Origin of the sequence: Hymenobacter sp. (assembly GCF_036387835.1) — a bacterium.
In the GTDB taxonomy this organism is placed as follows: Bacteria; Bacteroidota; Bacteroidia; order Cytophagales; family Hymenobacteraceae; genus Hymenobacter.
On sequence record NZ_DASVSY010000124.1, the window covers coordinates 19,661 to 45,840 of the forward strand.

The 26,180-nt window shown below is 50.5% G+C and carries 21 protein-coding genes and 2 pseudogenes; 8 read left to right on the top strand and 15 right to left on the bottom strand.

Going from position 1 to position 26,180, the window contains the following annotated elements; all coding sequences use genetic code 11:
- Window positions 1-489 precede the first annotated feature (489 nt).
- From VF639_RS24955 to VF639_RS24990, 8 genes are all read right to left on the bottom strand, one after another.
- The gene (locus VF639_RS24955) at window positions 490-636 is read right to left on the bottom strand and encodes a hypothetical protein (RefSeq protein ID WP_331148686.1); all 147 of its coding nucleotides are present in this window, start codon (window positions 634-636) and stop codon (window positions 490-492) included.
- Window positions 637-1,117: 481 nt separating this feature from the next.
- Window positions 1,118-2,413: a replication initiation protein gene (locus tag VF639_RS24960; RefSeq protein WP_331148687.1), complete on the bottom strand. Its 1,296-nt coding sequence runs from the start codon at window positions 2,411-2,413 to the stop codon at window positions 1,118-1,120.
- Between the two features lie 1,002 nt (window positions 2,414-3,415).
- Window positions 3,416-3,772 (bottom strand): hypothetical protein, encoded by a 357-nt coding sequence (locus VF639_RS24965; protein ID WP_331148688.1) that lies wholly within the window; start codon window positions 3,770-3,772, stop codon window positions 3,416-3,418.
- Window positions 3,769-4,533: a ParA family protein gene (locus tag VF639_RS24970; protein WP_331148689.1), complete on the bottom strand. Its 765-nt coding sequence runs from the start codon at window positions 4,531-4,533 to the stop codon at window positions 3,769-3,771. Before VF639_RS24970 ends, VF639_RS24965 begins: the two co-directional genes overlap by 4 nt.
- Window positions 4,534-5,594: 1,061 nt before the next feature.
- Window positions 5,595-6,206 carry a recombinase family protein gene (locus VF639_RS24975; protein WP_331148690.1) on the bottom strand — a complete coding sequence of 204 codons (612 nt, stop codon included), beginning with the start codon at window positions 6,204-6,206 and terminating at the stop codon, window positions 5,595-5,597.
- Window positions 6,207-6,367: 161 nt separating this feature from the next.
- The gene (locus VF639_RS24980; RefSeq protein ID WP_331148691.1) at window positions 6,368-7,789 is read right to left on the bottom strand and encodes an FG-GAP-like repeat-containing protein; all 1,422 of its coding nucleotides are present in this window, start codon (window positions 7,787-7,789) and stop codon (window positions 6,368-6,370) included.
- A 411-nt stretch (window positions 7,790-8,200) separates the two neighbouring features.
- Window positions 8,201-8,647, bottom strand: coding sequence for a hypothetical protein (locus VF639_RS24985; RefSeq protein WP_331148692.1), 447 nt, complete (start codon window positions 8,645-8,647; stop codon window positions 8,201-8,203).
- A gap of 86 nt (window positions 8,648-8,733) precedes the next feature.
- Window positions 8,734-10,053 carry an RHS repeat-associated core domain-containing protein gene (locus VF639_RS24990; protein WP_331148693.1) on the bottom strand — a complete coding sequence of 440 codons (1,320 nt, stop codon included), beginning with the start codon at window positions 10,051-10,053 and terminating at the stop codon, window positions 8,734-8,736.
- A gap of 106 nt (window positions 10,054-10,159) precedes the next feature.
- On the opposite strand from VF639_RS24990, the pseudogene VF639_RS24995 reads away from it, so the two are divergent.
- Window positions 10,160-10,498, top strand: a pseudogene (locus VF639_RS24995) (Tn3 family transposase); the annotation flags it as partial.
- A gap of 87 nt (window positions 10,499-10,585) precedes the next feature.
- Window positions 10,586-11,599, top strand: a pseudogene (locus VF639_RS25530) (IS701 family transposase).
- A gap of 457 nt (window positions 11,600-12,056) precedes the next feature.
- Here VF639_RS25530 and VF639_RS25010 read toward each other — a convergent pair.
- The 6 genes from VF639_RS25010 to VF639_RS25035 form a co-directional block, all read right to left on the bottom strand.
- Window positions 12,057-12,893: an IS3 family transposase gene (locus tag VF639_RS25010; protein ID WP_331148695.1), complete on the bottom strand. Its 837-nt coding sequence runs from the start codon at window positions 12,891-12,893 to the stop codon at window positions 12,057-12,059.
- A 68-nt stretch (window positions 12,894-12,961) separates the two neighbouring features.
- Complete coding sequence (locus VF639_RS25015) at window positions 12,962-13,255, bottom strand: transposase (RefSeq protein WP_331148696.1); 294 nt, start codon at window positions 13,253-13,255, stop codon at window positions 12,962-12,964.
- Between the two features lie 48 nt (window positions 13,256-13,303).
- Window positions 13,304-13,993: an IS110 family transposase gene (locus tag VF639_RS25020; protein ID WP_331148697.1), complete on the bottom strand. Its 690-nt coding sequence runs from the start codon at window positions 13,991-13,993 to the stop codon at window positions 13,304-13,306.
- Between the two features lie 471 nt (window positions 13,994-14,464).
- On the bottom strand, window positions 14,465-15,472 hold the full coding sequence (locus VF639_RS25025) for a glycosyltransferase family 61 protein (RefSeq protein WP_331148698.1): 1,008 nt from the start codon (window positions 15,470-15,472) through the stop codon (window positions 14,465-14,467).
- A gap of 107 nt (window positions 15,473-15,579) precedes the next feature.
- Complete coding sequence (locus tag VF639_RS25030) at window positions 15,580-16,665, bottom strand: glycosyltransferase (protein WP_331148699.1); 1,086 nt, start codon at window positions 16,663-16,665, stop codon at window positions 15,580-15,582.
- Window positions 16,666-17,845: 1,180 nt separating this feature from the next.
- Window positions 17,846-18,850 (bottom strand): glycosyltransferase family 2 protein, encoded by a 1,005-nt coding sequence (locus tag VF639_RS25035; RefSeq protein ID WP_331148700.1) that lies wholly within the window; start codon window positions 18,848-18,850, stop codon window positions 17,846-17,848.
- A gap of 655 nt (window positions 18,851-19,505) precedes the next feature.
- Between VF639_RS25035 and VF639_RS25040 the strand changes: the two genes are divergently transcribed.
- From VF639_RS25040 to VF639_RS25065, 6 genes are all read left to right on the top strand, one after another.
- A complete protein-coding gene (locus VF639_RS25040; protein WP_331148701.1) occupies window positions 19,506-20,579 on the top strand; it encodes a DegT/DnrJ/EryC1/StrS family aminotransferase in 1,074 nt (357 codons plus the stop codon).
- Window position 20,580: 1 nt separating this feature from the next.
- Window positions 20,581-21,279 carry a WbqC family protein gene (locus tag VF639_RS25045; RefSeq protein WP_331148702.1) on the top strand — a complete coding sequence of 233 codons (699 nt, stop codon included), beginning with the start codon at window positions 20,581-20,583 and terminating at the stop codon, window positions 21,277-21,279.
- A 301-nt stretch (window positions 21,280-21,580) separates the two neighbouring features.
- Window positions 21,581-22,312, top strand: a complete 732-nt coding sequence (locus VF639_RS25050; RefSeq protein WP_331148703.1) for a hypothetical protein — start codon at window positions 21,581-21,583, stop codon at window positions 22,310-22,312.
- Window positions 22,313-22,398: 86 nt separating this feature from the next.
- Window positions 22,399-23,076 carry a class I SAM-dependent methyltransferase gene (locus VF639_RS25055; RefSeq protein ID WP_331148704.1) on the top strand — a complete coding sequence of 226 codons (678 nt, stop codon included), beginning with the start codon at window positions 22,399-22,401 and terminating at the stop codon, window positions 23,074-23,076.
- Between the two features lie 75 nt (window positions 23,077-23,151).
- The gene (locus tag VF639_RS25060; RefSeq protein WP_331148705.1) at window positions 23,152-23,850 is read left to right on the top strand and encodes a class I SAM-dependent methyltransferase; all 699 of its coding nucleotides are present in this window, start codon (window positions 23,152-23,154) and stop codon (window positions 23,848-23,850) included.
- A 44-nt stretch (window positions 23,851-23,894) separates the two neighbouring features.
- Window positions 23,895-24,773: a glycosyltransferase family 2 protein gene (locus VF639_RS25065; protein WP_331148706.1), complete on the top strand. Its 879-nt coding sequence runs from the start codon at window positions 23,895-23,897 to the stop codon at window positions 24,771-24,773.
- 12 nt (window positions 24,774-24,785) lie between these two features.
- On the opposite strand, the gene VF639_RS25070 is transcribed toward VF639_RS25065, so the two are convergent.
- Window positions 24,786-25,994 carry an ABC transporter ATP-binding protein gene (locus VF639_RS25070; RefSeq protein ID WP_331148707.1) on the bottom strand — a complete coding sequence of 403 codons (1,209 nt, stop codon included), beginning with the start codon at window positions 25,992-25,994 and terminating at the stop codon, window positions 24,786-24,788.
- Window positions 25,995-26,180 lie beyond the last annotated feature (186 nt).

Consider the following 26,180-nt stretch of genomic DNA (forward strand, 5'->3'; position numbering starts at 1 on the left):
TCTTGCAGACGTGCTCTTCTCGCTAAGCCGTTGGCCGTACCTATGCCCCCAGAATTCGATCAGCAACGTGTGGTGCTCACCAAGGCCCACCTGTGTACAGACCTCGTCTAGTGACTGGTCAGTCTCCTGCTGAATCGACTTTCAAAAGTCGGAAGCTGCCTTACCCTATGCCAAACCGATTGTCGGCTTGCACTTCATTTCATATTCGTAGGCTTCTAAGTACACCAAGAGTTGGTCCATGGATAATTCCTCTTGCAGGAAGGTATCCAGTAACAAATGCTGATGAGAAGTCAGAGTCAGAAAAGGATGAGTAGGATAGAGGAACGCGGAATAGATGGCTAGGCGACACGCCTGCCAAGAAGAGGAAGTAGGAGAGGAAATCACAAAGCTGGTATAAGTACGGACTACGAAGATCGGTAATCCGTATAAATACCACAAGCTGAACAGGAATGTATGTTGTTTATACGTAGTTCCTAGTGTTCCGCTATGTTACTTGGTATCTAAGGCCAGTTTGAAGGCTTTATATAGAATCAGGTCTTGCCCCTGGCGGATAGATTCCAGTGTCGGCAGCACCAGCACGTCCGGCTGAATACCGATGGTATGGTGGCGGCTACTGTCAGCATTCTTGGTCTGCAAGCCGCTGTAGCTGGTAAAGAAGCCACCCTGCAGCAAGTAATTGTTGATGTTGCCATAATTTAACTGTTTTCATGGACGGTACGACAAGCAGGCAAATAGAAGAGCAAGCTAACCTGTTGCCGGGGTATACAAGCGGGACATTCGAGGGAGGCCGCTAGCCAGCAGAGAGTTGCATCGAGGAGACGAACGCATCTTAAAACCTCGCTCATCAACCAAGCAGCTACCATACGAGCCTTGGTCGAAAGCTCCGTCCTGAAGCCTAAGCAGCTATTGCAAGGCGACATTCACTTAACAGCCATCCTGGCAGCAGCTGATCTTAAGCCGTCCTGAGCCGTCGGGCTGCGCCTGCTGTATGGCTTCCACTTGTTGAACTGCCATTAGGTCGCCGCGCCATTCAAGTACCGGACAAGCAAGAGTGTGTTAGCCGGGCCATGTGATTTGCATCCGTATGTGGTCCGCTAATAGAGCAGTTATTCGGGGGCTACTGTGCTTCGCGTACCACGAATTGCTTGCCTCCCTCTTGCACGATACTGAACCCTTTGGCCAAGTACTTGCGCTCTAAAAATTCAAGAAAAGTTTCCGCTGTGCGCTTCATCTTCTGCTCGTCTTGGTAGAATCCTTCCACCTCCCAGTACTGAAATACCACCCGGGGACGGTTCTGCACCATGGGGGGCGGCGAAATCTTGGCTGGAATGGCGGGTAAGGCCTGGTGCAAGTAGTCTTCCAGCATGTGCTTCTCGATAATGCCTTTGTAGAGGTAGTCCTTGGCCGACTTCTTAATCTTGCCCAGGGCCTGCTGCTTTTCCGTTATGCGCAACACGTAGTGTAAATACCCCTCGTCGTATTCCTGAGCGGCGAGCTGTGCACGAATAATAGGCAAGCTGGCTTTACCGATACCGGCTTGTAGCAGGGCGGTTTCCCAGGAGGGGGCCAGCTCGTTTTCCGAGGGTGTTTTGGTAGCAGTCTTATCTTCTGGGGCCGAGGTCACGAGTTGAAAGTGAAACGTAATGCTCACCGGTATTCCTCGCTCCCGGTTCACCCGGTAGCTGAAGGGCAGATCAGTCTCAGCACATGCTTGCTGGGCTTTAAGGAGTACTTTGCTGTTGAAGTTGTTGAACCGACCTTCGTATTCGCCCTTGGTCATGCCCAGCATGAACTTAAGCTTGTCTAGTTCAATAGTGCGCTCGTTGCGGCCAAAATTCACCCACTCCATGCACCACCAGTAAATCCGGTGGCCATAAGGGTTTTTGATTTTGCGAACTTGATTGAGACGAGCCGATGTGAAGTTGCCATTTGCCTTCAGCCGCAGTAGGTAGGGCACAATAAGCGGGTTGAAGCAAGCAATTACGCCCCCCGCCTGCGTGTCATAATACACCCGCGCCATCAGCGGAATAACCTCGTAGTTGGGGTTTTTACGCCGTTTTAATTTACCGCCGTCTTCTACCAGCCGTTCAATTTTGAGCATCTGGGCACCGATAGAATCTACCATGCGACGCACTTCCTGATAAATAGCGCCCCCGCTCCGCTCTGGAATCAGCTCTTTGGTGTGTACGAAATGATACTGAAACGACTCGTCTTCGGGCTGAATGCGGGCAAGTAAGCTCACAAACAAGCGCATTTCCAGCGTAATCAGGTTGAACGAGGCATTGATTAGCGCATTGTGCTGCTTAATGAATGCTTCCGGATCAACTCGGACGGCGACGACAGCGACGGTTGGATCGGGAGACAGGCCCTCCAACAGGGGTGTTTTAGTAGCAGATTCAGTTACTTCATCCATAAAGACGGACACTAGGGGTGTTTTGGTAGCAGCAGCAGGGGAAATAGGTTGTTTTGGTAGCAGCAACGGGTTGTTTTGGTAGCACTTTCCCTTCACTACGTTCTAAGAATCAAGTAGTTAAGCCGCCCTTAAATAGTAACTAATAAGAAAGTATAAAAAGACTAGTCTGTTTTTTTTGAGAGGTTGTTTTGGTAGCACCTCCCCCAAGAAGCTTTTAAAGCATAAAAAGGCGCAATTTTTTATATGTGCTTGTGCTTTTTTATGCTTTAATGATCTGACATTTAGGGGTATTACCCGCTTGCTTTCAAGTTACGCAAAACAAAGCCGTTCTGCTGGGTTTAGCAACAGGAATGGGGGTGCTACCAAAACACCCTTGTACTATTTTGGCAGTACCTCTTAGTATATAACTGCTACCAAAACAACCTGCGCGCTACTAAATAATGAGGCATAATTGAGTTGAAAGCCTAGGGTGCTACCAAAACAACCTGTGAGGTTAGTCAGATAAGAGTGCTACCAAAACACCCTCTATTCACCACACAAAAAATTTTGTTGTTTGGTAGCTACTTGGGTGTTTTAGTAGCAGCATCGCTGACAGGTCTAGCACCATCCTAGAGAAAAGGGTGCTACCAAAACACCCAGTTGAATACTGATTTAAGTAAATTGGAGTAGCTGCCGACGCCAAGGTCTCGAGCAGGTGGTATTCAAAGCCAATCTCACACAACAACAGCCATCAAGGGTCTGCTGCTGTAGCGGGCTCATGATGGCTGTAATGAACAGTTCTAGTCTCTGATAGGCGTAAGGCTCCCTCCTCCCCTCCTCCCATCCGTCGTCTATACAGATCGACAAAAAGTTGAAGGGCGTAAGCGCAAGACAATCAACTTGGCTACCTAATTCACTTATTGGTCGGCGGCAACCCTCTCTTCTATCAACGACTGATCCACTTGAATGCAGCTGTCTGCTGGTAGTTGGCTAGTAGTTGCAAACCGAGGTTGTGTTATGCTTTCAGGGTTTCAGCTTTTTGTTTTTCAGTAGTAGCTTCTGAAGCTGCTCTTCAGGTAGACTCCGATTAGCATTTTCTAGTGTGTCAAGCAACTCGCTTACTACCCGCTCGATTTGCTGGCGGGCCACGAAACCCGGCTCCCAATACTCGGCCTGCTTAAGCCGTAAATAAGTGTTCCGGCGCAAGTAAGTGCTAAACTGCACCCACTCTTGACCCGCCGCTTCTGGTAGCTGAGTGGGCACCTGGGGAGAGTTGGGAGAAGCTACGGGTGGCACCTCTTCCATGCCGTAAAGAGAAGAGGTATCTAAAACTGGGCGTGGAGTTTTCGCCGTGAAATTACGTTTGGGAGTGCTGCTCATAGCCGGGCTAGAATTTCTTCGGTGAGGGCAATATAGTCGAGGGCGCCGTTGCTGTCCGGAGCATATGCTAAAATAGCTTCCTGAACCGCCTGGGCCTCTCCTAATTTGGTGTTTTGGCGGATACTAACCTCCATTACCAAGGGCGCAAGCTGCTCGTCCTGGCTGATTAGCTCCACATACTGGTGGTGCATGGAGACGCGGTAGGTCGGGGAGTATTTAGTGAAAAAGATGCCGCCTACTTTGAGCTTTTGGTTGTAGTGCTTGCGGACGCGGACGCACGCCTGCAAGAGAGAGGTCAAACCGTTGTAACCGAAATATTCTGGTTGTAGGGGAATGAAAACGGCGTCGGAGGCAATGAGGGCGGCGTATGTAATACCGCCCAAGGATGGCGGTGTATCGATCAGGCAGTAGTCGAACTGCGCTTCCACTTCTTCCAAGGCTTCGCGCAGCACGAACTCCAAGCCAGAGCTACCGGCCATAAGCTTCTCGACCATTTGTAAGCGAGGCGAAGCGGCCACTAAGTGAAGCCCCTCCCCTACTGGCTCCATAATCTGACTTATGGAAACCTGACCGTCACTTTCCAGAATCTCGCCTAAATGTCGGGTGCCCTGCCGATCAAACGACATGGAAAGATTGGTTTGCGAGTCACTATCGATCAAGAGCACACGATTACCGCGGCTGGCTAGTACTTGACCCACATTCAGCGTGGAGGTTGTCTTCCCCACCCCTCCTTTATGGTTGGCAAAGCAGATGGTTTTCATTGGAAACACATGAGTAATACGAGACAATTATACACATTTAAAACTTCACACATACATGATAACTATTAAATACTACGCATACTGCACATTTAATAAATGTCATACATACATAAAGTAGGGGTAGGCATGGTATTTAATAATTTTACGATATGTAGCATATAATGTATGTAGTACATGTATGCGCTAGATTAGCCGTTGAAATTACACAAACATATTATAATGTAGCAGTCAAAAAATAGGCAGTGTATGTAGTGTATGTATAGATTTATCGCTTAAAATGTAGGTTATCAGCTACGAAAAAATGGTTTATAAACTTGGAGTTAAAACGATAAATATATCCATACAATAGAAGTCATACAACGTGTATGCTATTTTATTACACACTATACATATAACACATTTAATGTATGTGTTACATATAATACATGTCTGATGGCAGGACAGAAATGCTTGATGAGTAGTCGATACAAAAAGGCATCAAACTGAAACTCTAGCTGCTGTGGAAGCAGAATCAGTAACGGTAAAAAGATGGACAATCCTTACAACCAAAATACGCCCGCATAAGGAAAGGATCTAATCTGCGGCAAAGCAAACACTAAGCGAGCAAAGAAGAAACGAAAGTTGTAGGTCCATAAAGAACACAAGGCGTTGACGCAAGCAGGTTCAATTAGGGTAGGGGAGGTACCGTAATGCGCCTTAAGATCTTCGGATCAGTTGTTCTAATGTTCATCTGCTTAGCAGCAAGCTGGTCACCAAGTAAAATACTAAGAGCCTAGGCAAAAGCAGAGAAATGTTTAACCCAACAATAGCCTGGGTTTAAATTTCAACTTCAAGTCAGGTGTGCGTTGGGGGCGGAACTAGCGGTTTCATGCATCACCAATGGTCCTAATGGTTGCATAATAGAGTAGAATACGCATTGAACAGATAAAGCCAGTACGCATTTTTTTACAAGCTTTTCCGTAACTGAACTCTGAAAACCGGAGAGTACGCTATAAGGGGTGCTCTCAGAAAACGGAATAAATAGCACGTTAAGGAATTTGACCGACAAAGTGGTATAAAACTCAATCGGTTGGCTTACCCACTGCGGCTTTCCGGTGGCTGTAAATGACGACGCCCCGATGGCGCAGGTATTTGTAAAGCGTCACTTTGGAGATGCGCAGGCGCTGGGCAATCTCGTTCACCCCAAGTTGCTGCTCCTTGTACAGGGTCTCGGCCACGATGGCCGTGCGCTCGGCTTCTTCCGATAGTCCCCGCCGGCGGCCCCCAACCCGGCCTCGCGCCCGAGCTGAGGCCAGGCCCGCGTGGGTGCGCTCCCGAATCAGCTCCCGCTCAAACTCGGCCAGGGAGGCGAATAGATTGAACACGAGCCGGCCCTGGGCCGAGGTGGTGTTAATGGCATCGGTGAGCGAGACCAGACCCACGCCCCGGAACTCCAACTCCGCGACCATGTCGAGCAAATGCTTGAGTGAGCGGCCCAGCCGGTCGAGTTTATAAATGTAGACGGTGTCGCCAGGGCGCAGCCTAGCCAGCATCCGGTCCAGTTCAGGGCGCGCTTTGGTGGCCCCGGACGCTTTCTCCTGGTAGATGGTTTCGCACCTAGCCTTATTCAGGGCGTCGAGTTGTAGTTCCAAGTTCTGGTCGCGGGTCGAGACGCGAGCGTAGCCGATATGCATGGTCTAAGTACAGGTTTCTCATCGCGAAGGTACCCATTGCTGTACTTAGATTGCTGAACAAGTTTTCTGAACCGATTCCGATAGTTTTGCCTGACTTTTATGGTAGCGTAACCTGTTCGCCGAGTTGTACAGGAAAACGAGGATTTAGATGTACCGCCATACTATTTCAACATGATTTTTGACGAGTAAGTACCTTCCTTACCTACCACTCTCAACGTATAGAAGCCGCGCGGCAGGTCGGCCACAGGAATTGGGCTGATATCGGGCTGCACCTCCAGTTGACGTACCGTGCGGCCCAGATTATCGAGCAGCGTGGCTACCAACGGGCCTTTTATTGTGCGGGAAGCGTGTAGCTGAAGCTGGTCGGTGGCAGGGCTAGGGAACACGCTCAGGCCTGTGAGTTGCGGGGCACGGGTAGCCATGGGCTGTAGGCTCCGGTTCAGGTACATCCGCACAGTATTGTCGCCGACACAGCCAACTACGATATCTTTCACCGTATCGCCGTTTACGTCCACGGTTTGCAGGGTGGTGGGGTTCACGCCAGTAGCCAGTAGCTGCGGGGCACCGTAGCGGCCGATACCAAGGGCCCCAGTGTGCTGGAATACCTGAAGCTGATTGTCGGCGGTAATGACCAGCATTTCGGGAGAACTGTCGCCGTTGAGGTCTTCGAGCAATACCTTGCGGGGCGCGGCGGAAAGCGTGTACGCAAAGGGAGAGCCGAACTGATAGGCGCCCACGTTGAGAAACAGGACCAAGTTGTTGCTGCCCGCGTTGGCTACCACGATATCGGGCTGAAAGTCGCGGTTGACGTCGCCGGTGGCCGCGTGGATGGGCTGGATGCCGGCGCTGGGTATTTGAGTTAGCTCGGCGGGAGCATTCCAAACGGGTGGGTTTGACTGCAAAGCAAAAAGCACCCAGAACTGGTTGGACAAGGGGTCGGTATAGACGACGTCGGTGAAACCGTCCCGGTCGAAATCATCGAGGGCCAGACTGGCGGGCGCGAAGGGAATGTCGTAGTAGCTGCCGCCGTTGAAATGGCCGGCCCCGGCGTATGAATCCCATTTCACCCGGCCTTGGTTGGGGCCGTCGTAGGTGTAAGCCACATCGACGTAGAGGTTCCGGTCGATGTTGGCGGCTACCAGCTGGGGGTTGACACTGACTTGCCCCGTGCCGAAGGCCCCGGTGGCCGGTACCTCCGTAAAGGAGCCCTGGCCGTTGCCATCGTTGTAGAGCAGGGTCCATTTGCTGCTCGGGCCGCTCAGGGCTATCAGGTCGCCGGGGGGACGGTTGGGCTGGTTGGTGAGCCGAGTAGCCACGAGCCCGCTCGGCGACTGCCCCGCCGGATATGTGTTGACCGGGCTGGGATACGTACCCGCTGCAGTTTGGAGGTAGATGGCTACCTGGTTGAGCCCCCGCTCACACACGGCCACGTCGAACCGGTTGTCGGCGTTGAAGTCCGCCACAGCAACCGCACTCGGCGCGGCTCCGGTAGGCAGCGTGACGGTGGCCCCCGGCTGGATGACGATGGGTGGGCCTTGCTGGGCGTGGGCGTACTGACTCGTGTACGAGACGCAGGTAAGCAAAGAAAAGGCGAGTAGATTCCTTGTCATTAGCGAATGTGAAAAACTATTTAAAATTGTGAGTAAATATTAACTTTTCAATATATTATACGAAATAATTATATTTTGAATTAGTTAATGTATTTAAATCGCCCTAGTGACAATATTCTTGAAAACTGCCAAATCATAATATTAGGCAATTTTAACTAATCAAGCAATAGGCTTATCATTTTATGATATCTAAGCACCTACACATAATTCATTTAAGTTGATATTTTTTAATAGTTAATTTATAACTTATTTTAAAAATAATTACGATATTGAGATTTATCCTAATTATCAAATACAGCTATCTCAAATTCCAATATTAGTAAATCATATTATTTGGCAAGTATTATCAATTTACTAATTATTAAGAAAAAAACTAACTTCACATTATTGAAAAAAAAGCCAAGTATTTTCTATAATTTTCGATATAAACACAGTAGGCGGACAATTTATTATAGAGTCTCTTTTAAAACCTAATTCAAATTTGTCCGTCTTAATTATTTCCTTAATTATTGGAATGCTTGCACTATTAATATAGAACGCTTTGTTCATGCTTGTTATATATAATTCTATTCCCCACATATCACTTTCTTTACTTAAAGTATTTTGACTTCCATCTACATTCAAAATCAGTTTATTATTGCCCTCTATGCTAATCTTTTTATTGTTTTCTTCTAAAAATATATTACCATCAACTATACTCAAATATACTCCGCCTTTATTGCATATTTTTGAAATAAAAATAACTAATAAAATTGTAACAAACCCTGTAAATATGCTTAATATAATTATATTAATAAAAAAAATATTAATTTTATCAAAGAAAATAAACACGGATAGCAATACGAATACGAGTATAAACAGGCTATTTATTAGCCTGTTTATACTACTCATAGAAGTCTCTTTTACTATTATCCGCGTCATTTAGCGAGTTTTTTTGATGTCTGATAGGCGCCATAGTACAAGCCAGCTACGTGCGATATCACACTGGCAGAGCCATCAATTAATGTTCTTGTGGCATTAACAAAATTTCCAGCAAGCTCCATAGTTACTTGAGTTTTGCTGCCAGGGTTGAATTGCCCATTAGCTGCTGCATCGATACCAAACCCAACAGCACCTAACAAATTACTAGGAGTATTGGCTGCATCCTTATTACCCCCCCATATGCCATAAAGGCGCACAGGTGCAGAATAGACTCTTGTAATTCCATCTAGTAAAGAATATGTACCAACTACCTTGGTTACTAATGTTGGTTCTGGCACAACTTCTAAAGCAAGGCCTGCAATGATTTCTTTGTATCCGACGTAGGCATTAAAGACTACTCCAATAGATTGTCCTAGTTGCTCTCGATGGTCAATAATACCTTGAACAAAATAAGACACAGGTACGAATTTCATCCCTACAATTACTTCCTGCAAAACATCGATACGTGTGCTCTTCTCACCGCCTCCACCAAAAGAGGAATAATATCCAAACTGGCCATTTCTATAGCCTATGTGGGATGCGGAGCCGTCTGCTACACTACTTAGGAAGTCGCCGCCACCACCACCACCACCAAACGAAAGCAATATACCTGTGATGTTATTGTCAGAGTTATTAACCACGTCTAACAAATTATACAAAAGGTTAATATCTGCTTGACTTAGAGCTCCTGTTGGATCATTGGCGGATATTGGATTGCCCATTGCAAACTGGTAGGGGGTCCAGTCAGGCGTCACGTCCGCCAGCGGGTCGACGCCAGTGAAGCGGCCCAGGGCGGGGTCATAGGTGCGGTAGAAGGTGCTGTACACGCCGGCTTCGGTGCCGAGCAGCTCGTCCTGTAACTCGGAACCACCGTTGAACTGCTGCTTGCTGATTTTGACGGCTGGTATAGTATTGACACCTACCCCGCTCATCGCCATTCCTAAGGGATAATAATGATTTTCCTGCGATACCAGGACCTGATCCTGGGGGTGGCTGATGGTGAGCAGGTCAAAGAAGACGGGGTTGCTGGCATCATTCAATTCCTGTACGCGCAAGGTACCGGTGCGCGCTTCCTCGCTGGACAGGTCAATGTCCAGGGCAAGATCCAGTTGGTGCCATAGATTGTCGGTAGCCACGGGTACCGGCGCAATGCCAGCGCGTACTAGCTGTCCTTGCTTATTCGTTAGCGTCCATCGCAAATAAGCATCCAGTGAAACTGGATTAATGCCGCGTGTGCTAGCTGAAGGAATTTTTGGCTTGGTTAGAAGCGAATGCATCAGGCCTGATAGGCTCAGTTGAACACCAAGAGCTGGCTGGACTCGGGAGCAGTCATCAGGAGCTGGAGAATAAGCATTCGGCAACAGAGTAGGCGCCACAGCCCAGCTCAACAAGGGCGAAGAGCTGCACGCGCTACGCGCCTGGTTGTGGTTTGGCAGCGAGGGTGTTATCCGCCGCAAGCAGCAGCAGGCGCAGACCGAAGCGGCCCGGTGCCTGACGCTGCTCACCAACTGCGTGCTGCTCTGGAACACCGTGTACATGCAGGAAGTCCTCCAGCAGCTGCGGGCCGAAGGCTATTCGGTAGACGAGGCCCACTTCCAGTACCTCTCGCCCAGCCGCTACGAGCACATCAACCGACTCGGTAAATACTCCTTCACCAATCCTGCCCACTTGGACCCACTACACCGTCGCCCACTGCGCCATCCCGGTGACCCGATGGCTTAGCGTGTAAATCCGCCCTTTTGGAAGAAGAACCCCCTTTAGTAATAGGACTTACGCACTCGGTAGTATCTTGAAGCAAAGCACTTGCCCATGTTGACCCAAGCCACCTACATCGAGTACCTGCTCAGTACGCCCCGTAATTACACGTGTACCCACCTAGCCGACCACTTGCCTGCCGTGAGCCACGACCAAGTAAACCGATTTTTGCGCAAAAGTTCGTTTTCGCCCACGCAGTTGCGGGAGTTGGTCGTGCCCTTGCTGCACGACTCGCCTGACGCTTTTTTGCTAGTCGATGACAGTGTCCAAGACAAATGCTACAGTCAGTTCATTGAGTTGACCAAGCGCCAGTATTCGGGCAATGAGCACGGGCTAGTCACCGGCATTTGCCTGGTCAATCTGGTACACAGCAGCGGCCAGCCGGGCGATTTCATGCCCCTCGACTACCGCATTTATGCCCCCGAACAAGACTCGCCAACTAAAAACGAGCCCTTCCAGCAGCTGTTTGCCCACGTCGTGGCCGAAGGCAAGATCCAGGCTCGCACCCTCTTGTTTGATGCCTGGTACAGCGGCAGCGACAACCTGAAACTGATTCACCGGGCTGGTTGGACGTTTTTCACCACCCTGAAAAGAAACCGGTTGGTGAGTGTCAGCAAAGAAGTTGGGTAGCAAGCCTTGAACGCGGTGGCCCCACCGGCGGGCGGCGGGCAGGCCGGGCTGGCAGTACGCCTCAAGCAAGTTCCTTTTGCCGTGCGCCTCTTCCGGCTAGTGGCCCCAAACGGCGACGTGGAATGGGTGGTGACCAACAACTTTGCCTTTACCCTCACGCAGGAAGGAGTGGCCGCCACCACGCGCACGCGCTGGCAGGTGGAGGAGTTTCACCGCAGCTTCAAGCAACTCATCGGGACTGAAAAATGTCAATGTCGCCAGGCCCAAGCTCAGCGCAACCAGCTGGCCTGTTGCTACCTGGCGTGGGTGTCGCTCCGACAATTTGCTCGCCAAACGGCACAGACTATCTACCAAGCCCACCAGCAGCAATGGGCGCCTTACTTGCGGCAACTGCTGATCAAGCCCCTGATTTCGGCCCTACTGCCAGCAAGTGCGTAAGTCCTAAGTAAATTGTTTTACACAAGGATTACTTATCAGACACTTGGAAAAGCTGCTTTTATAACGCTGCTCCCACTCACGGCAGGTTTAATCTAAGCCCCGCAAAATATCGAGACGATTGCCGGGGCTGTTGGCGAAAAAAAGGCGGGAATGGTTGTCGCCTCTCTACGGGGGCGGGTCAAAAACTCCACGGGCCATTCCGTCAACCGCTGTTCCTGGATGTGCACAAACACGTCTGGTTCGGCCTGCTCAATGTATTCCTCTTGTAACACTAGCGCGAGAGGTGGTTCCGTTCCTTCGTTGGCGGTGGCAAAGGCTTCTTCATACGTGGCGAAGACGTAGTAGTAATCATTTCCATCTTCCGTGTCTGGCGCTCCTTCATGGGGATGACACCATACCCGGTACTCGAGTACGTCATCCCACACATACCCGCCACCGGCACTATGAGGTGGTCTAGCTATGCCGGACACAATTGGGACGTGGTTTTGAGTTGGGTTTCGAAATGGTTGGGTGATTGGTAACCGAGGGCGAAGTGTCGGCGTTCGGCGTTGTAGTAGGCGATGTGGTGACTGATTTCGAGCTTGGTTTCGGCTAGGCCGGGGAAGCTGCCGCCGGCGAGCAACTCGGCTTTGAAGCGGCTCCAAAACGATTCGGCGTGGGCGTTGTCGTAGCAGTTGCCGCGCCGGCTCATGCTTTGCACGGCGCCGTGGCGGGCCAGCAGGTCCTTGAATCGCGTGGCTGTGTACTGGCTGCCTTGGTCGGAGTGGACGACGAGCCCGGCTGGGGGCCGGCGCACGGCCAAGGCACGGCGGAGCGCTTCGCTCACCAAGTCTTCGGGCATGGTCTCGCGTACGTCCCAGACGACAACTTTGCGCGAGCAGCGGTCGAGCCACACGGCCAGGTAGAGCCAACCACCGCCTTGCCGGGGCAGGGACGTGATGTCGCCTACCCAGACCCGGTTGGGGGCGGTGGGGGCCGGCTGGCCGAGCAGGCGGTTGGGGGCCGCACGCACGGCCGGGTCCGAATCCGTGGTGCGCGGCACGAACGAGCGAGGCTGCTGCGCCCGCAGGCCGTGGGCGTGCAGCACGTGTCGGATGCGCCACCGACCGACCGCATGGCCCTGAGCCTGCACTTGAGCGCGCAGTCGGCGGGTGCCGTAGCGCTGGCTGTGGTCGGCAAACGCCTCGCGCACGGACACTTGCCAGGCCGGCTCGGCCTTGGGCTGCTGCTGGCTGCGCTGCCACGTGTAGTAAGCGGCCGGGGCCACCCGCAGCACGCGGCAGAGCAGGCGCACCGGGACTTAGCTGGCCCGGTGGCGATGTAGCGGTAAGTGCTCATGGGGTCGGCTGGCTGAGCCTGCGCCTAGAGCAGGCAACTGACCAAGGCTTTTTTTAAAATGTCCAGCTCCTGCGCCAGCCGCTTATTGGCGGCGCGCAGGGCGCGCACCTCCGGGTCGCGGGCCTCTTCCACACTGCCGACCTCGGCCACGACTTGCGCTTGTTGCCAGCGGTAGAGCAGCTTGGGGCTGATGCCCAACTGCCGGGCCGCGGCCTGGGTGCTGCGGCTCTCGCTGGCTAAACGTAGCGCTTCAGCCTTAAAGGCCTCGTCGTATTTACGCCGTTTGTCGGGCGACGCCCCACTCTTTTTCGTAGTCATAACAGAAGAAAGATACGTCCTTCTTCTGTCCGGCATAGCTAGACCACCTCAGAGTTGACGATAATTGTCCAAGTGCGTAAAGCCGCTAGCAAACAAGAGGGGCATGCCCGCCGTCTTGCGTCCGATACCGGGAATCGAGCATAGCAACGTCATCTCCGAGCCAAAGCGTTGCTCGAGCAGTGCCAGGAGTGCGGCTTCTACGGCATCGACTTGCTGCGTCAAGATGTGGAGCATCTGTCGTACGTGTTTCAAGGCGACCTTACTGACAAAAGGTTGACGTTGCAGGGCTTCCAACGAGTTGCTGACCATCGTTTTTTGCTTGAGCAGTTGCTTGGCGACTTGTTCTAATTGCCGACACTCCACGAGCACCTGCTCCTCGGGCTGCCAGATCTTGACAGCTTGCTGTTGCCCATAGCGCAACAGCCACTGGGCATCCTTGCGGTCACTTTTGCCTTTGCTCAGGGGCATCTGAATAAAGCGCTTGATGACCAGCGGATTGAGCACGGCCACCTGCCCGCCTTGCTCGTGCAGATAATAGGCCAGCGCCAGGTTATACGTGCCGGTGGCTTCCATCACGAACAGACAGCGGGCACCACAGACCTTGACCAATTGCTGAAAACCCACTTTGCTGTTGCTCACCTCCAAGTGCTTGACCTGTTCGGCTACGAGGTAACAAACAGCCAGCGAAACTTTACTCACGTCAATGCCAACAACGGGAAGAAGCACCTGCGGAGCCATGGTGTAAAGTGAAAAGTGAACGGAAAGGAGAAAAAGGACTTCCAGAGAATCTTTATCTATCCTGACACAGGCTTCTCGGCCTCACGGAACTGTCCAAAGTGGCCCCAGAAAAGAGAAGGGATTGTCATGTAAAACGAGCTCATAGGCTCCATAATCGCTAAATCTTGCTTCTCTCTTTTCCTTTTCAATAGCTTCCCTACGGCAGTTCGGCGAACATAGGATAATCGTTGCTATAGCTCAGCCTTGGAATTTTAGCAGTTATCGTTTAGATCAATTAGCTATCTAAATATGGTACTCTAGCAAGCATAAAGCATCGTCTACCTTGCGAGGCAGTGGCAGCCTGCAAAAGTGTCTAACTACAGGATTAGAAAAACGCGTAAAACTAAAAGGACTGAATTAAAGATGCTTCAGTATATTAATTATACAATTGTTAGTGACTGAATGAAAGTCTCAGTAGGTGCACTTCAAGCGTCAGCTAAAGTTGGCGCATTTCGATTTTTTGGTGAGTGCTAAATTCGTGATAGCTTGCAGTAATGTCATGTCAACTACCACATCCGACTGGTTACCAAGTCGTGGGTCGACGCCGGTGCAGGGGCAGATATAGAATTCTAATTCGAGGCACGACGCCAGCCGCAAGTAGCACGGGTCACCGTATTCTTTGTTATGAATCTCAATCACTTTGGAAGTACTGGGTAGGAACAGCATATTGGTCATGTTGGCCCCGTGTACGGCCAGAAGCACTTCCGTTTCGCGCATTAGGCGGACTTGTTCTAATAAAGACAGTTCTTCGAAATAGACTTTTTCGAAGCCTTCCTGCCGCAGCCACTCTTCCACTTCCGGTTCGTTGCGCAAGTTGCGCAGGAAACCTGCAGCCCGCGCCGCATAAATCCGGCGAAACGGCTGCGTTGGCTCCATACCCAAAGCGGCAAGGAGTTCCTGTTGCACCTGCCGTACCAGTTCTGGACGCTGGGTAAGTGAGGTTGCCGTTAGAGTGGGCATAACGACAGAGTGGGCATTCAGTATCTGCTGAGAGTTGAGCGGTAATTGGTTGGGGAAACCTAGCAGGCGGGCACTAGTGGTAATGAACTCTGGCACAGGATGAATGTCAGAAACCTGGGGCAACAGCAATTTTATGCCCGGATAGGCACTGCGCAGTGCCAACAAGCGAGGGAGACTGTCGATCAGCCAATGGTAGTAGTTTTCTGTTGACCATTGGTTGTGGCATACGGCAATAGCAGTACCGGTCACGCGCACTTTCTCACCCAACCACTGACGTAGCAGTAACGTATCCTGAAATCGGCTCCGGAAGCGACGGTGCACGATGCTGGGCCCAAATAGCCGCAAATTGTGAAACACCGCACCATCCCAAGTTACATGCACGTTGCGTAAGCAGTAGATGTGGTAGGGGTTGAAATGTATTGGCACTGTGAGACGGGCCACTAGCGCGTGCGAGAGCATTAGGGCGTTGGCAGGAGCCACGGGACAGTAGGAAGCACGAGTCGGGAATGTTTTCTCAACCACCGCTCGTTGCAACTCCGGCAATGATTTAGCAATTTTTCTAACAACCGCATCTCCGAAAGCTTTCACTAATCTGTACATTCGATCGGACTGCTAGGAGTGGAGTTTGTGAAACACAGACGCTGCTTGAATTGCAATACCTGCTTGTAGTAAGCTATGACTTGACGATGCCGCCAAACCATTTCTTTTATCACAACTAGCGTGTGGCGTTGGCTCATTAACGGGAGGCGATTGGTTGTTAGCCAAGCCCGTGCAAAGTCAGGGCGGCACACATTTCCAACTAAACTCCACACATTGTACCCCAGATCTTTGAGTAGGTTAACGCTCACGGTGCCATCGGGCCGGCCCCACAAGGCGTTTCGGTAGGCATTGAGGCGGGTGGTAGCTCGGGCCGAATCGTAAAACAACCGGTCGCGATATGCCTCGCTCAGGCGGCCAGCCGCCATGAAATGGTGCAGATGCAGTTGCGTGGAGTACCACACCTCGTAGCCCAGTAACTGAGCGGCGTAGCATAGCTCGTCGTCTTCGCCAGCCGTTAAATAAGCTTCGCCTTGGCGGCCCGTAAATAAGCTTTGAAATCCGTGTGCCTGTAGTTGGCGCCATATCTTGCTGCGGACAAACATGCCAGCGCCCCATAGAACGTTGCGTCCTGCAGGCCCATCAATTAGCGGCGCGAAGCCGCTAACGCGGTTAAGTTGGGGTCCGGATGCGTAGCAGTGCTGAAAGGCGGAAAACCAAGCTGGCGCTGTCCCCTCAAAGGTGGCAGTATTAGGGCCACCCAGAACGCCAATTTCTGGGTGATTTTCCAGCAGTGTCACTCCCTTGTAGAGGTAATCTGCCGCAAGGCGGTTATCATCGTCGACGATACAAGCGTAGCGATAAGTTATTTGCTCAATGGCGCGTTGCATGGCCACTCTATAGCCCGGCCGGGGCTCGTATAGCTGTCGAAATGGCGCAGGATTTTCGAGAATGGCCCATACCTCGCGCGCCATCTGGGCACTGCCATCAGTACTGGCATTATCCACGAAAACAATTTCCCAAGGTAAGCCTGCTGGGTTTTCTTGCGCAGCTAAACAAGCCAGCGTTTCGGCTAGTCGAGCTGCACCATTATAGGTGCAAAGAAGAAAGGAAACCCCCAAAGATTTTTCCGGCATGCCTACAAAAAAATATTAAATACGTTATATCTGCAAGAATTAGTTGAATTTTTTTCAGTTAATTGTACACTTAAACTTATAGCTTCAACCTACTGAGTTTTACAGAACTTTATTCGGGTTTTTGATTAAGCGACACCCTCAGTTGACGCAGAGTTCTGCATTTCAGGTCACTCTAGCTGCGTAATTAGGTTTCTGGGCTTGCCAGTGCAACTCGCAGTAATATGGTGCCACGTTTTTCAAATAATCATTACGGTACTGATGACTCGCTGGGGATGTCAAGTAAAGAGCGGAAGTAAATAGAGTCAGCTGAAGATGTAAACCGGTTGTAGTAAGAACTAATGATGACCGACGCTTTTATGTTCTAGTGACTGCAGTGGAAAAAAGCCAGCTCCGTTTGCGAATTCACCCACCATTTGTTGGTTGCATCGCGCATGAAGGTGAGTTCTTGCAGGCTTCAACTGGCCACGTTATAGCTGGGGCTCTGATAATGTAGTAGGACTCGAAGAAAGTCAGCACGTAGTTCATCCAGACTTGGTCATAGAACAAACTCGCGCGGGCGTCCCGAATCTTGTATTTAAGGCACAGGCCGACCCAACAATCAAGGAGTAAAGCGAGTTGCGGATGCTGGACTAGCCCTTAAAAAGCCTAAGTTGAAAATGCCAGTGGGCAGAATGGGCTTGTCGTTGGGTTAAAACTCGTCATCGACTGGGGAGAGCATGTGGGGCGTCAACATTATTATGCCGCAGTCCAACCCTTTACATACGGCAAGAGGCCGACCCTTCAATGTCGGGGTCGAGGTAGATAACACGAGTAGCACTTAGCGTAAAGAAAAAGTGCTTGCAATAAAACGGCTTTGCCGTAGTACTTGATTCGATGATGTTAAATTTGTGACTGAGCTCACGAGGCGCAGGAATAGTTACGTTTGTGGTTGGCAGCACGGTTTAGTCCAGCGAAGGGTAGACCACTTCTTGCAAGGGCAAATCAACGAGCCCAATAATAAACTCGCACTCGGGATGCAACTGCTTGCAGGAATCAACTAACACTTCGGCCGAACTCAAGTAGTTACTCGGGCAAAGGGTGGAGGCGATTATTGTGGCCGGAGCGAGGATGAGCAAGGGGGAGCAGCGAAACCAAGCGCATAAAGCAGCGGCAGTATTTCGAAGATAAAGTGGTCTTGCCTTTATCGCTTCTGCGCCTTGCTGAGCTGATACCTCGCCCACGACCAGATCAAACGGTTATACATGCCCAAATCCTGGTTCAGTTCGAATGATTTTTTAACCAGTCGATAGGCCAGGCCCCAGTCATGGGTGCGTTCCGCCAATTCGTAGGCCTTCGTGATGAAATAGTGAGCGTAGTATTTGCCTGAAATCTGCGCCAAGCGCTTGCGGTGCTCCGCGGGAACGTGCTCTTGAATGCGTTCTATTATCTGTTTCATATCGGTTATCGATTCACCAGACATAAGCTTGTCCCAAGAAATGGCATCGGGGTGGACTCGGTACTCGGCCAGGGCGTCCAGGGTATAAACAAAAGGATAGTGCTTGGCAATGCGGACCCACATTTCCCAATCCTCGCCATAACTGTTGCCATAGAAGCTACCAAGCTCTTCGTATACTGAGCGCCTGACCACGGTACACACGTACTGTAGCTGCTGGTTTTTGGCCAAGCGCATCAACCAATCATCTAGCAGGCCATCGGTTTCAGCTAGATGCGAAGGTGTGCCAATGATACGGCTAGCCTCGTCAATGTAGGTATGATGGCTGGCAGCAGCACCGGCCTCAGGATAGATGGCCAGCAACTCACCCATTTTGTGGTAGAAACCGGGCATCACTCGGTCGTCACCGTGCAGCAAATGCACTAGGTGGCCGCGCGAGCGGTTAAGGCAAGTTTCGAAGTTACGGATGCTGCCTACGTTGCGCGGCTGTCGGTAGTAACTTATCCGGCCCTGGCCTAATGTCTCGACCAATGCCTGCACGTCGGCGTCGGTGCTGGCGTCGTCCACGACCTCGATCTGCATTTGCTCGGGTCCGGGTGCCTGAACCAGCACGTTCTTCAGTGTTTCGGGCAAGAAACCTGCGCAGTTATAGACTGGAATCATCACCGACCACTGCGGCCGGTTGATCGAGTCGGGGAGTGGCAAGATGCGCGGAGGCGTTTGCGGAAAGCGTTCCGGATCAGGATTTTTCATGCAATGGGCTAAGCCTGCAACAGCAGCTTAGCCAGGGGAAATTAGTGGAAAACTCGCGGAACGAGTGGTGTTAAGGTAAGTGGTTCAGTATTGGTTATAAAGCAGCCAGCAACCAGGACAAACTTTAGCTTCGTTAAAGTGAAATTCCCGGAATACTTTCGTAAAAGGTTGAGAGTAGGGTAACGCTGGTGTTAGGCGTAAACAATATATGTTTTCAATCAGACTTACTTCACAAGCGCTACTATCCGTCGGCTAGTGACCGGGCTTTGAGTAGAGAGGCTGCGAACAGGTTTGCCGGGCCACTCGCAAAGCTAGCAACACGGCAAGCGCGAGCAATTGCGCAGCACCTATTACCGCCCGGCGCTGTTCCTGCGTAAGTCCGCGAAGCGCCAGTAATTCCATTAACTGTGCGTTTATCAAATGGACTGGTAAACTATTTCATATTCCGTAAAAGGGCTGCTTTTGCCAAGAAGCACCTTACTTAACAAGAAATAACTTGCTAAAGCAATAAGCTGCAGAGTTAATTCTACCTTGGATTAAGCACAAGATCAGTTCATTTCTCAGTGGCTTATCCTGGGTGACCTTTCAAACCAGGTGAAGCCAGGAGTATGAATGTTCCATTCAACTTTCTGCGCATTGCTTCGAAATCATTTTAATGATAAACGTTACTAAAACCTATTTGCCTCCTCTAGCGGAATATACCGCGTACCTAGAGGGCATCTGGGGGAGGAATTGGGTCACCAATCACGGGCCGCTTGCGCAAGAGTTAGAAGAAAAGTTAAAGGTTTATTTAGGTGTCAAGCACCTATTCCTGGTAGCCAATGGCACTATCGCTTTGCAAATTGCCATCAAGGCTTTGGGCTTGCGCGGAGAAATATTGACTACGCCTTTCTCCTACGTTGCCACTACTTCCAGTATTGTATGGGAAGGCTGTCAGCCCGTTTACGTGGATATTAATCCTCGGACGCTCTGCTTGGATTCAACCCTGCTTGAACGCGCAATTACCGCCGAAACCACTGCTGTTGTAGCTACGCACGTATATGGCAATCCGTGTGAGGTAGAGGCCATTCAGCTGCTAGCCGATAGGTATGGCCTCAAGGTCATCTACGACGCGGCCCATGCTTTTGGCGTTCAGCTGGGTGGGCAGTCAATCTTGAATTTCGGGAATGTATCGGTACTGAGTTTCCACGCCACTAAGCTATTTCACACGGGTGAGGGGGGCGCTATTGTGACGGCTGACGACGAGTTGGCAGCCAAGATTTCGTCCATGGCTAATTTCGGGCACGATGGGCCGGAGCGATTCCTGGGCCTTGGCATCAACGGCAAAAATTCTGAACTCCATGCCGCGATGGGCCTCTGCGTGCTGCCTAAAGTGGCGGAACTCATTAAGTGCCGTCAGGAGCTAAGTGACCTGTACGACCAGTTGCTGCAAGGACACGGCCTGGTCAGACCGGATATAAGTGCCGAAACAACCTACAACTATGCGTACTATCCGGTGCTTTTTCCAGATGAAGAAAAGCTGATCGCAGTGATAAGAGACCTCAACGCACAGCAAATTTTTCCGCGCCGCTATTTCTATCCTGTCCTCACGGACCTTAATTATGTCCAGCCCCAACCTGCTCCAGTGGCGCGAAGTGTTGCTTCGCGAATCTTATGCCTGCCACTTGCTCATGATTTAACTGCGTGCACGGTTCATCAAATAACGACCATTGTAATTAACTGCCTGTAAGATGCGCATTGCAGTAATGCAGCCCTATATTTTTCCGTATTTGGGCTACTTCCAACTGATTACCGCTGTGGACAAGTTTGTTCTCTTCGACGATGTAAACTTCATCAAGAAAGGCTGGATAAACCGCAATCGTTTATTGGCGAACGGTAGCATTATTAGCTTTACCATCCCGCTCAATAAGGTTTCGCAGAACAAGCTCATCAAAGACATCGAAATCTCGTGCGAAACTAACTGGCGGCCCAAGCTATTAAAAACCATAACTGCGGCATATAGCAAAGCCCCTTACTTCGGGGCGATATTCCCGATTGTCACCCAAGTGCTGACTGCTAGTGAAACGCGGATTTCTGAATTGGCTCATAACAGCCTGCTGCGCGTATTGGAATACTTGAACATTGGCACAGAGGTAGTAGCCAGTTCTGCCGGCTATGCCAATGGGCATCTAAGGGCACAGCACAAAATTCTAGATATCTGCCGCCAGGAGCAAGCTCATGAATATGTCAATCCCTTAGGTGGGGTGGCACTATATGATAAAGCCTTGTTTAAAAAGCATGGGGTGAGCCTGCTTTTTCTCGAGACTGCGCTGCCTGTGTACCCACAATTCTCTTTTGATTATGTACCCGGACTTTCCATCTTGGATGTGTTGATGCACAATTCTTCGGACCAAATCAGCCAAATGCTCCTACAATACCGCTTAGTGTAAATATGTGCTAATGGAAGTTGCCACCACTTCAGCCACAATAAGCCAAGAGCTGATTCCGTTATCCGAGCCCACACGGTGGCGGACAGCCCTCCAACACGTGCCTCATGCTTTTGGGCATACCTGGGAAAATTGCTACGCTATGCAGTTGACTACGGGCTACCCTACCTACCTGTACGTATGGCAAAGCGGCGAGACAAAAGTGGTCTGCCCATTAGCGGAACGAGTGTGCCGGGGATACCGAGATGTAGTGACGCCCTATGGGTTTTCTGGGTTTGTGGGAACACAACCAACTACCAATTTTATGGACGACTGGCGTCAGTTTGCGGCGCAGGCTAGGTATGTATGCGGCTATATTGGGCTAAACTCAGTGCTCACGTACGAAGACACCCTGAGCCTGCCGGAAGCCTTCGTTTCTAGCAGACTCTACATAATGAATTTGCAGCTAAGTGCACAAGAGCTTTACCAAAAGCTGTCACAGAACAGAAAAAGACAGTTGAAGGGCTTTGAAAAGCAAAAGCACCTGTACTCCTTTGAAAAACATTCATTGAAGGAGTTCTTCATTTCCCAGTACCACGCATTCTTTGCTCGTAAGAACGCGGCGTCCACTTATAACTTGTCGTTAACAACCCTTTCCTATTTACTTGATTTAGATAAAGTAATGCTCGTTGGTTATAGCGAAAAGGGCGAAGTAAAAGCTGTGGCCGTATTTGCTTACACCGATAACGTGGGCGAATACTTGTTTAGTGTAACACTGCCTGGTTACGAGCCCCAAACAACACCATTGTTGTGGTATGGCGCGCTGCGATTGAAAGAAAAGAACGTGCCTTATCTTAACCTCGGCGGCGGTGTGACTCCAGGCGATTCCATTGCAAGCTTTAAGCAGCGATTTGGTGCTTTGGACCTGCCGCTGATATGCCTAAAGCAGGTTTACCAGGAAGAGGTATATGTTGCACTGTGCGAGCAGGAGGGGGTAGACCCAGCCAACAAGCAAGGCTATTTTCCGCCCTACCGGCGGGCCTTGCTTGCCAAGTAGGAAAAAGTGGGTGCAGCTAGTAAAACAGGAGGCCCTTACTGAAGATTTTCAGCCTATTATTGCTTCCAGATTATGTTCACTGGCTTATGAGTGCACCGAAAAGTTACTTGGAAATAGCGCGTCATTACGAAGCCTGTTTGCGCCAACATGGCGATACGCATTTGGGTGTGGATTGGCCCAACGAGAAGGACGCCTATCTGCGTTACCAGGTGATGCTCGAAGTCATTCGGGGAACCCTCGACACCCCTGTCTCGCTACTAGATTTCGGCTGCGGCACCAGCCACTTGTACGAGTACATGCAGCGCGGCTCTTGGCGGCAAGTAGAATACATCGGGCTGGATATTTCGCCTGAATACGTGAAGTTAGCACAAGCCAAGTATCCGGACATTGCCTACTATTGCGTTGATATTTTAGCCTATGATGAAGCAATGCCGGAAGTGGATTACGTGGTGATGAATGGAGTGTTTACGGAGAAGCGCGGCTTGTCTTTTGCAGAAATGTGGGAGTACTTTCAGCGTATGCTAACGAGCGTGTTTCGGCGCGTTAGGCGTGGCATGGCTTTTAATGTGATGTCGAAACAAGTGGACTGGGAGCGGGACGACTTGTTTCACCTGTCTACGGATTTGCTGTTCGCATTTCTAAAAGAAAACCTCAGCCGTCATTGGGTGCTTCGGCACGAGTATGGCCTCTACGAGTACACGGTTTACGTCTATAAAACTTCGCACGCCGCTGTGCTTCAGTATAATGTGCCCTATACGGGGTAGCTTAGTACCATGCGAGGTACGGCCGGATGCAGGTGAACGCGAACCACTTTTGACTCCCTCGTTTTTAATTGCCACATGTTCACGAAAACCGCTGAATACTACGACGCTCTTTACCATTTCAAGGACTACAAAGAAGCCTGTAGTGCGCTCTATGACCTTATTCAGAGACACGCGCCGCAGGCAAAAAGCTTGCTCGACGTGGCTTGTGGCACAGGAAAGCATTTAGAGTATTTACAGCACCAATATGCATGCGCCGGTTTGGATTTAAATCCCGAGTTGCTTGCTGTGGCTCACAAACGCTGCCCCAACGTAGCCTTGCATCAGGGCGATATGACCGACTTTCGCCTGCCACACACGTTTGATGTAGTGGTTTGCTTATTCAGTTCCATTGGTTACGTGCAAACCGTAGAAAACCTGCGCAAAACAGTGGCGTGTTTCGCACAGCATCTGAATCCGGGCGGCCTGCTGGTAATAGAACCCTGGATAACGCCCGAAAGGTATTGGGTCGACCGTATCACGGCTAATTTTATTGACCAACCGAACTTGAAAATAGCATGGATGTACACCAGCCAACTGCGTGGCCTTACGTCGGTATTTGACATCAATTACTTGGTGGGCACGTCCGAAGGCGTTGAAAGTTTTACGGAAAGCCACGTGATGGGCTTGTGGACCGACGCCGAATACCGAGAAGCTATTGAAGCCGTCGGCGTGGCCGTGCACTATAATGACCAAGGCTTATTCGGCCGGGGCATGTATTACGGCATAAAGCACTGATTAAAAACATAAATAACGAGTGTATTCGCGCAAATGCAGATTCTATGGTTCAGGGCACAGTTGATATAAGTGTGTGGATTACGACCTACAACCACGAGCAATATATTGTTCAAGCTATTGAAAGTGTCTTGATGCAGCAGACCACATTCAGCTATGAAATAATTATTGGGGAAGACTGCTCGACCGATGGTACCCGCGCAATTGTGGAGCGCTACAAAAACCAATACCCAGACAAAATTCGGTTGCTGTTGCCGGACACCAACCTTGGAATGGTGCCTATGACCAAGGCCTCATACGCATTGTGCACGGGTCGCTATATTGCTTGGCTCGACGGCGACGACTACTGGACTGAACCTCACAAACTCCAGCAGCAAGTCGAGTTTCTAGAAACTCACCCCACATTTTCTTTCTGCTTCCACAAGGTGGTGGTGCTAAATCAGCTGGATGGTTCAAAGTTTGAGTCTTATGATCCACAGCTTGAAGGTGCAAACAACGTACTCTCCACCAAACACTTTATTCGTATCTCTAATCCAGTGTACGCCCTATCGGTGGTGCATCGCAACGTGTTAGGAGATGCATTGCCCAACTGGCTCTTTACGCTACCTTACCCAGACTGGGGCTTTTACTTGGCTTTGTCGCAGCTCGGTGACGCCAAGTACCTAGGCCAGTCAATGGGCGTTTACCGCATTCACAAAAATGGGGCCTACTCGGGCCAAACCCTCAACCACAATTACAACGAGGCAATCCGATTTTTCACCTTGCTTGAAGGCCCGTTCCAGAAAGAGTTTGGCAGGCTAATAAGTGGGGTGATAAGGTATTACCGCACCCGCTTGTTCAGAATCAACTTAAAGTGCTTTCGCTTGCAGGAAGCGGCCAAACACGGGTTCTTGTTGCTGCTTAGCGCGTATGGACGTGCTGCTTGATACTGGTTTCCTTCACAGCGAGAGGGCGGATAGGGTGTCGGTTTGGGTGAGGCGGAATGGCAGCAGGGGCCGCACCACGCCCCACCACTTGCCGTACCACTGTGTACCAGTGCGGTAATCTTCTAAATCAAAGCTTAGACACTCCTCGTAGTCAAACAGATTGGTAGTGGTATCCTTGAGGACGTAAAGGGAAATGTAAAAAGAGCCGTCGTTAAGGAAGTTGCCTGGGATGGTGCATTCCCCACTCACCACACCCTTTTGGCACCTTATGGGAAGCGTTGCCACATCAAAAACGCACTCGCCAGTGTAAGAAAATAAGGTTAGGTGGGTGTTAATGTCAATGTCTTCCGTGAAGTTCCAGAACTGAAATTTAATGGTGAGTGGCGTTCGAATATCCAGCGGAGCATCGGGCTGGGTAAGTTTAGGAATTAGCTCCACTTCCTTGAATCTGATTTTGTCGTTGCCCGGCGCCTCGGTCGGGATAGTCCAGCTGCGCTTGGGATGTAGTTGTTTATTGTCGATTAAATAGTTGTTTACAATGGCTGCGGCCTCCCCGATGGCTTTGACTTGGCCTTGATGCAGCCATAGGCCTTCGTTGCACAAGCTGTTGATTGCCTGCATATTGTGGCTGACAAAAAGAATGGTACGGCCTTGGGAATGAGACACTTCCCGCATTTTGCCCAGGCATTTTTTTTGAAAATCTGCGTCACCCACCGCCAGCACCTCGTCAATTATAAGAACGTCGGGCTCCAGATGCGCCGCCACGGCGAAGGCCAAGCGCACGTACATGCCGCTGCTGTATCGCTTCACAGGCGTATCAATATACCGTTCCACGCCCGAAAAATCTACTATTTCGTCGAACCTGCTGCGAATCTCGACTTTGGTCATCCCAAGGATGGATCCGTTTAGAAAGATGTTCTCGCGGCCAGTTAGTTCCGGGTGAAAACCAGTGCCTACTTCCAGTAAGGAAGCAATGCGGCCTTTTACCTTAACGCGGCCGGTCGTGGGGGCCGTCACTTTAGAGAGAATCTTAAGCAGGGTAGATTTGCCGGCTCCGTTGCGGCCGATGATGCCCAACACCACCCCTTGTTTCACCTCGAAACTTACTTCTTTCAAGGACCAGACGTACTCACTGCTGCCTTTAGTGGTGCGGTCATTCGCTTCGCCAATTTTAGCAAATGGGTCGTCTTTTCCACGCAAGCGTGCCCACCAACGGTTCAAATCGTGACTGAGAGTACCCGTTCCAATCTCGCCCAAGCGGTACCGCTTTCCTAATTCCTCTACTTTTATGATTACACCACTCATTGACGGCCACTCGTTGACGGAAAAAACCTTAATGAAGAGCAAATCTGCCTCCGTCTCATTTGCACAGAGTTGCTAGAATTTTTCTGTATTTTACTAATACCG

Coding starts and splice junctions, on each gene's coding strand:
- VF639_RS25040 (WP_331148701.1), top strand. CDS start 19,506: ATGATAAACGTTACTAAAACCTATTTGCCTCCTCTAGCGGAATATACC.
- VF639_RS24965 (WP_331148688.1), bottom strand. CDS start 3,772: ATGAGCAGCACTCCCAAACGTAATTTCACGGCGAAAACTCCACGCCCA.
- VF639_RS25015 (WP_331148696.1), bottom strand. CDS start 13,255: ATGACTACGAAAAAGAGTGGGGCGTCGCCCGACAAACGGCGTAAATAC.
- VF639_RS25045 (WP_331148702.1), top strand. CDS start 20,581: ATGCGCATTGCAGTAATGCAGCCCTATATTTTTCCGTATTTGGGCTAC.
- VF639_RS25065 (WP_331148706.1), top strand. CDS start 23,895: ATGGTTCAGGGCACAGTTGATATAAGTGTGTGGATTACGACCTACAAC.
- VF639_RS25050 (WP_331148703.1), top strand. CDS start 21,581: ATGGACGACTGGCGTCAGTTTGCGGCGCAGGCTAGGTATGTATGCGGC.
- VF639_RS24975 (WP_331148690.1), bottom strand. CDS start 6,206: ATGCATATCGGCTACGCTCGCGTCTCGACCCGCGACCAGAACTTGGAA.
- VF639_RS24990 (WP_331148693.1), bottom strand. CDS start 10,053: ATGCATTCGCTTCTAACCAAGCCAAAAATTCCTTCAGCTAGCACACGC.
- VF639_RS25055 (WP_331148704.1), top strand. CDS start 22,399: ATGAGTGCACCGAAAAGTTACTTGGAAATAGCGCGTCATTACGAAGCC.
- VF639_RS25060 (WP_331148705.1), top strand. CDS start 23,152: ATGTTCACGAAAACCGCTGAATACTACGACGCTCTTTACCATTTCAAG.
- VF639_RS25035 (WP_331148700.1), bottom strand. CDS start 18,850: ATGAAAAATCCTGATCCGGAACGCTTTCCGCAAACGCCTCCGCGCATC.
- VF639_RS24960 (WP_331148687.1), bottom strand. CDS start 2,413: ATGGATGAAGTAACTGAATCTGCTACTAAAACACCCCTGTTGGAGGGC.
- VF639_RS25030 (WP_331148699.1), bottom strand. CDS start 16,665: ATGCCGGAAAAATCTTTGGGGGTTTCCTTTCTTCTTTGCACCTATAAT.
- VF639_RS24970 (WP_331148689.1), bottom strand. CDS start 4,533: ATGAAAACCATCTGCTTTGCCAACCATAAAGGAGGGGTGGGGAAGACA.
- VF639_RS25020 (WP_331148697.1), bottom strand. CDS start 13,993: ATGGCTCCGCAGGTGCTTCTTCCCGTTGTTGGCATTGACGTGAGTAAA.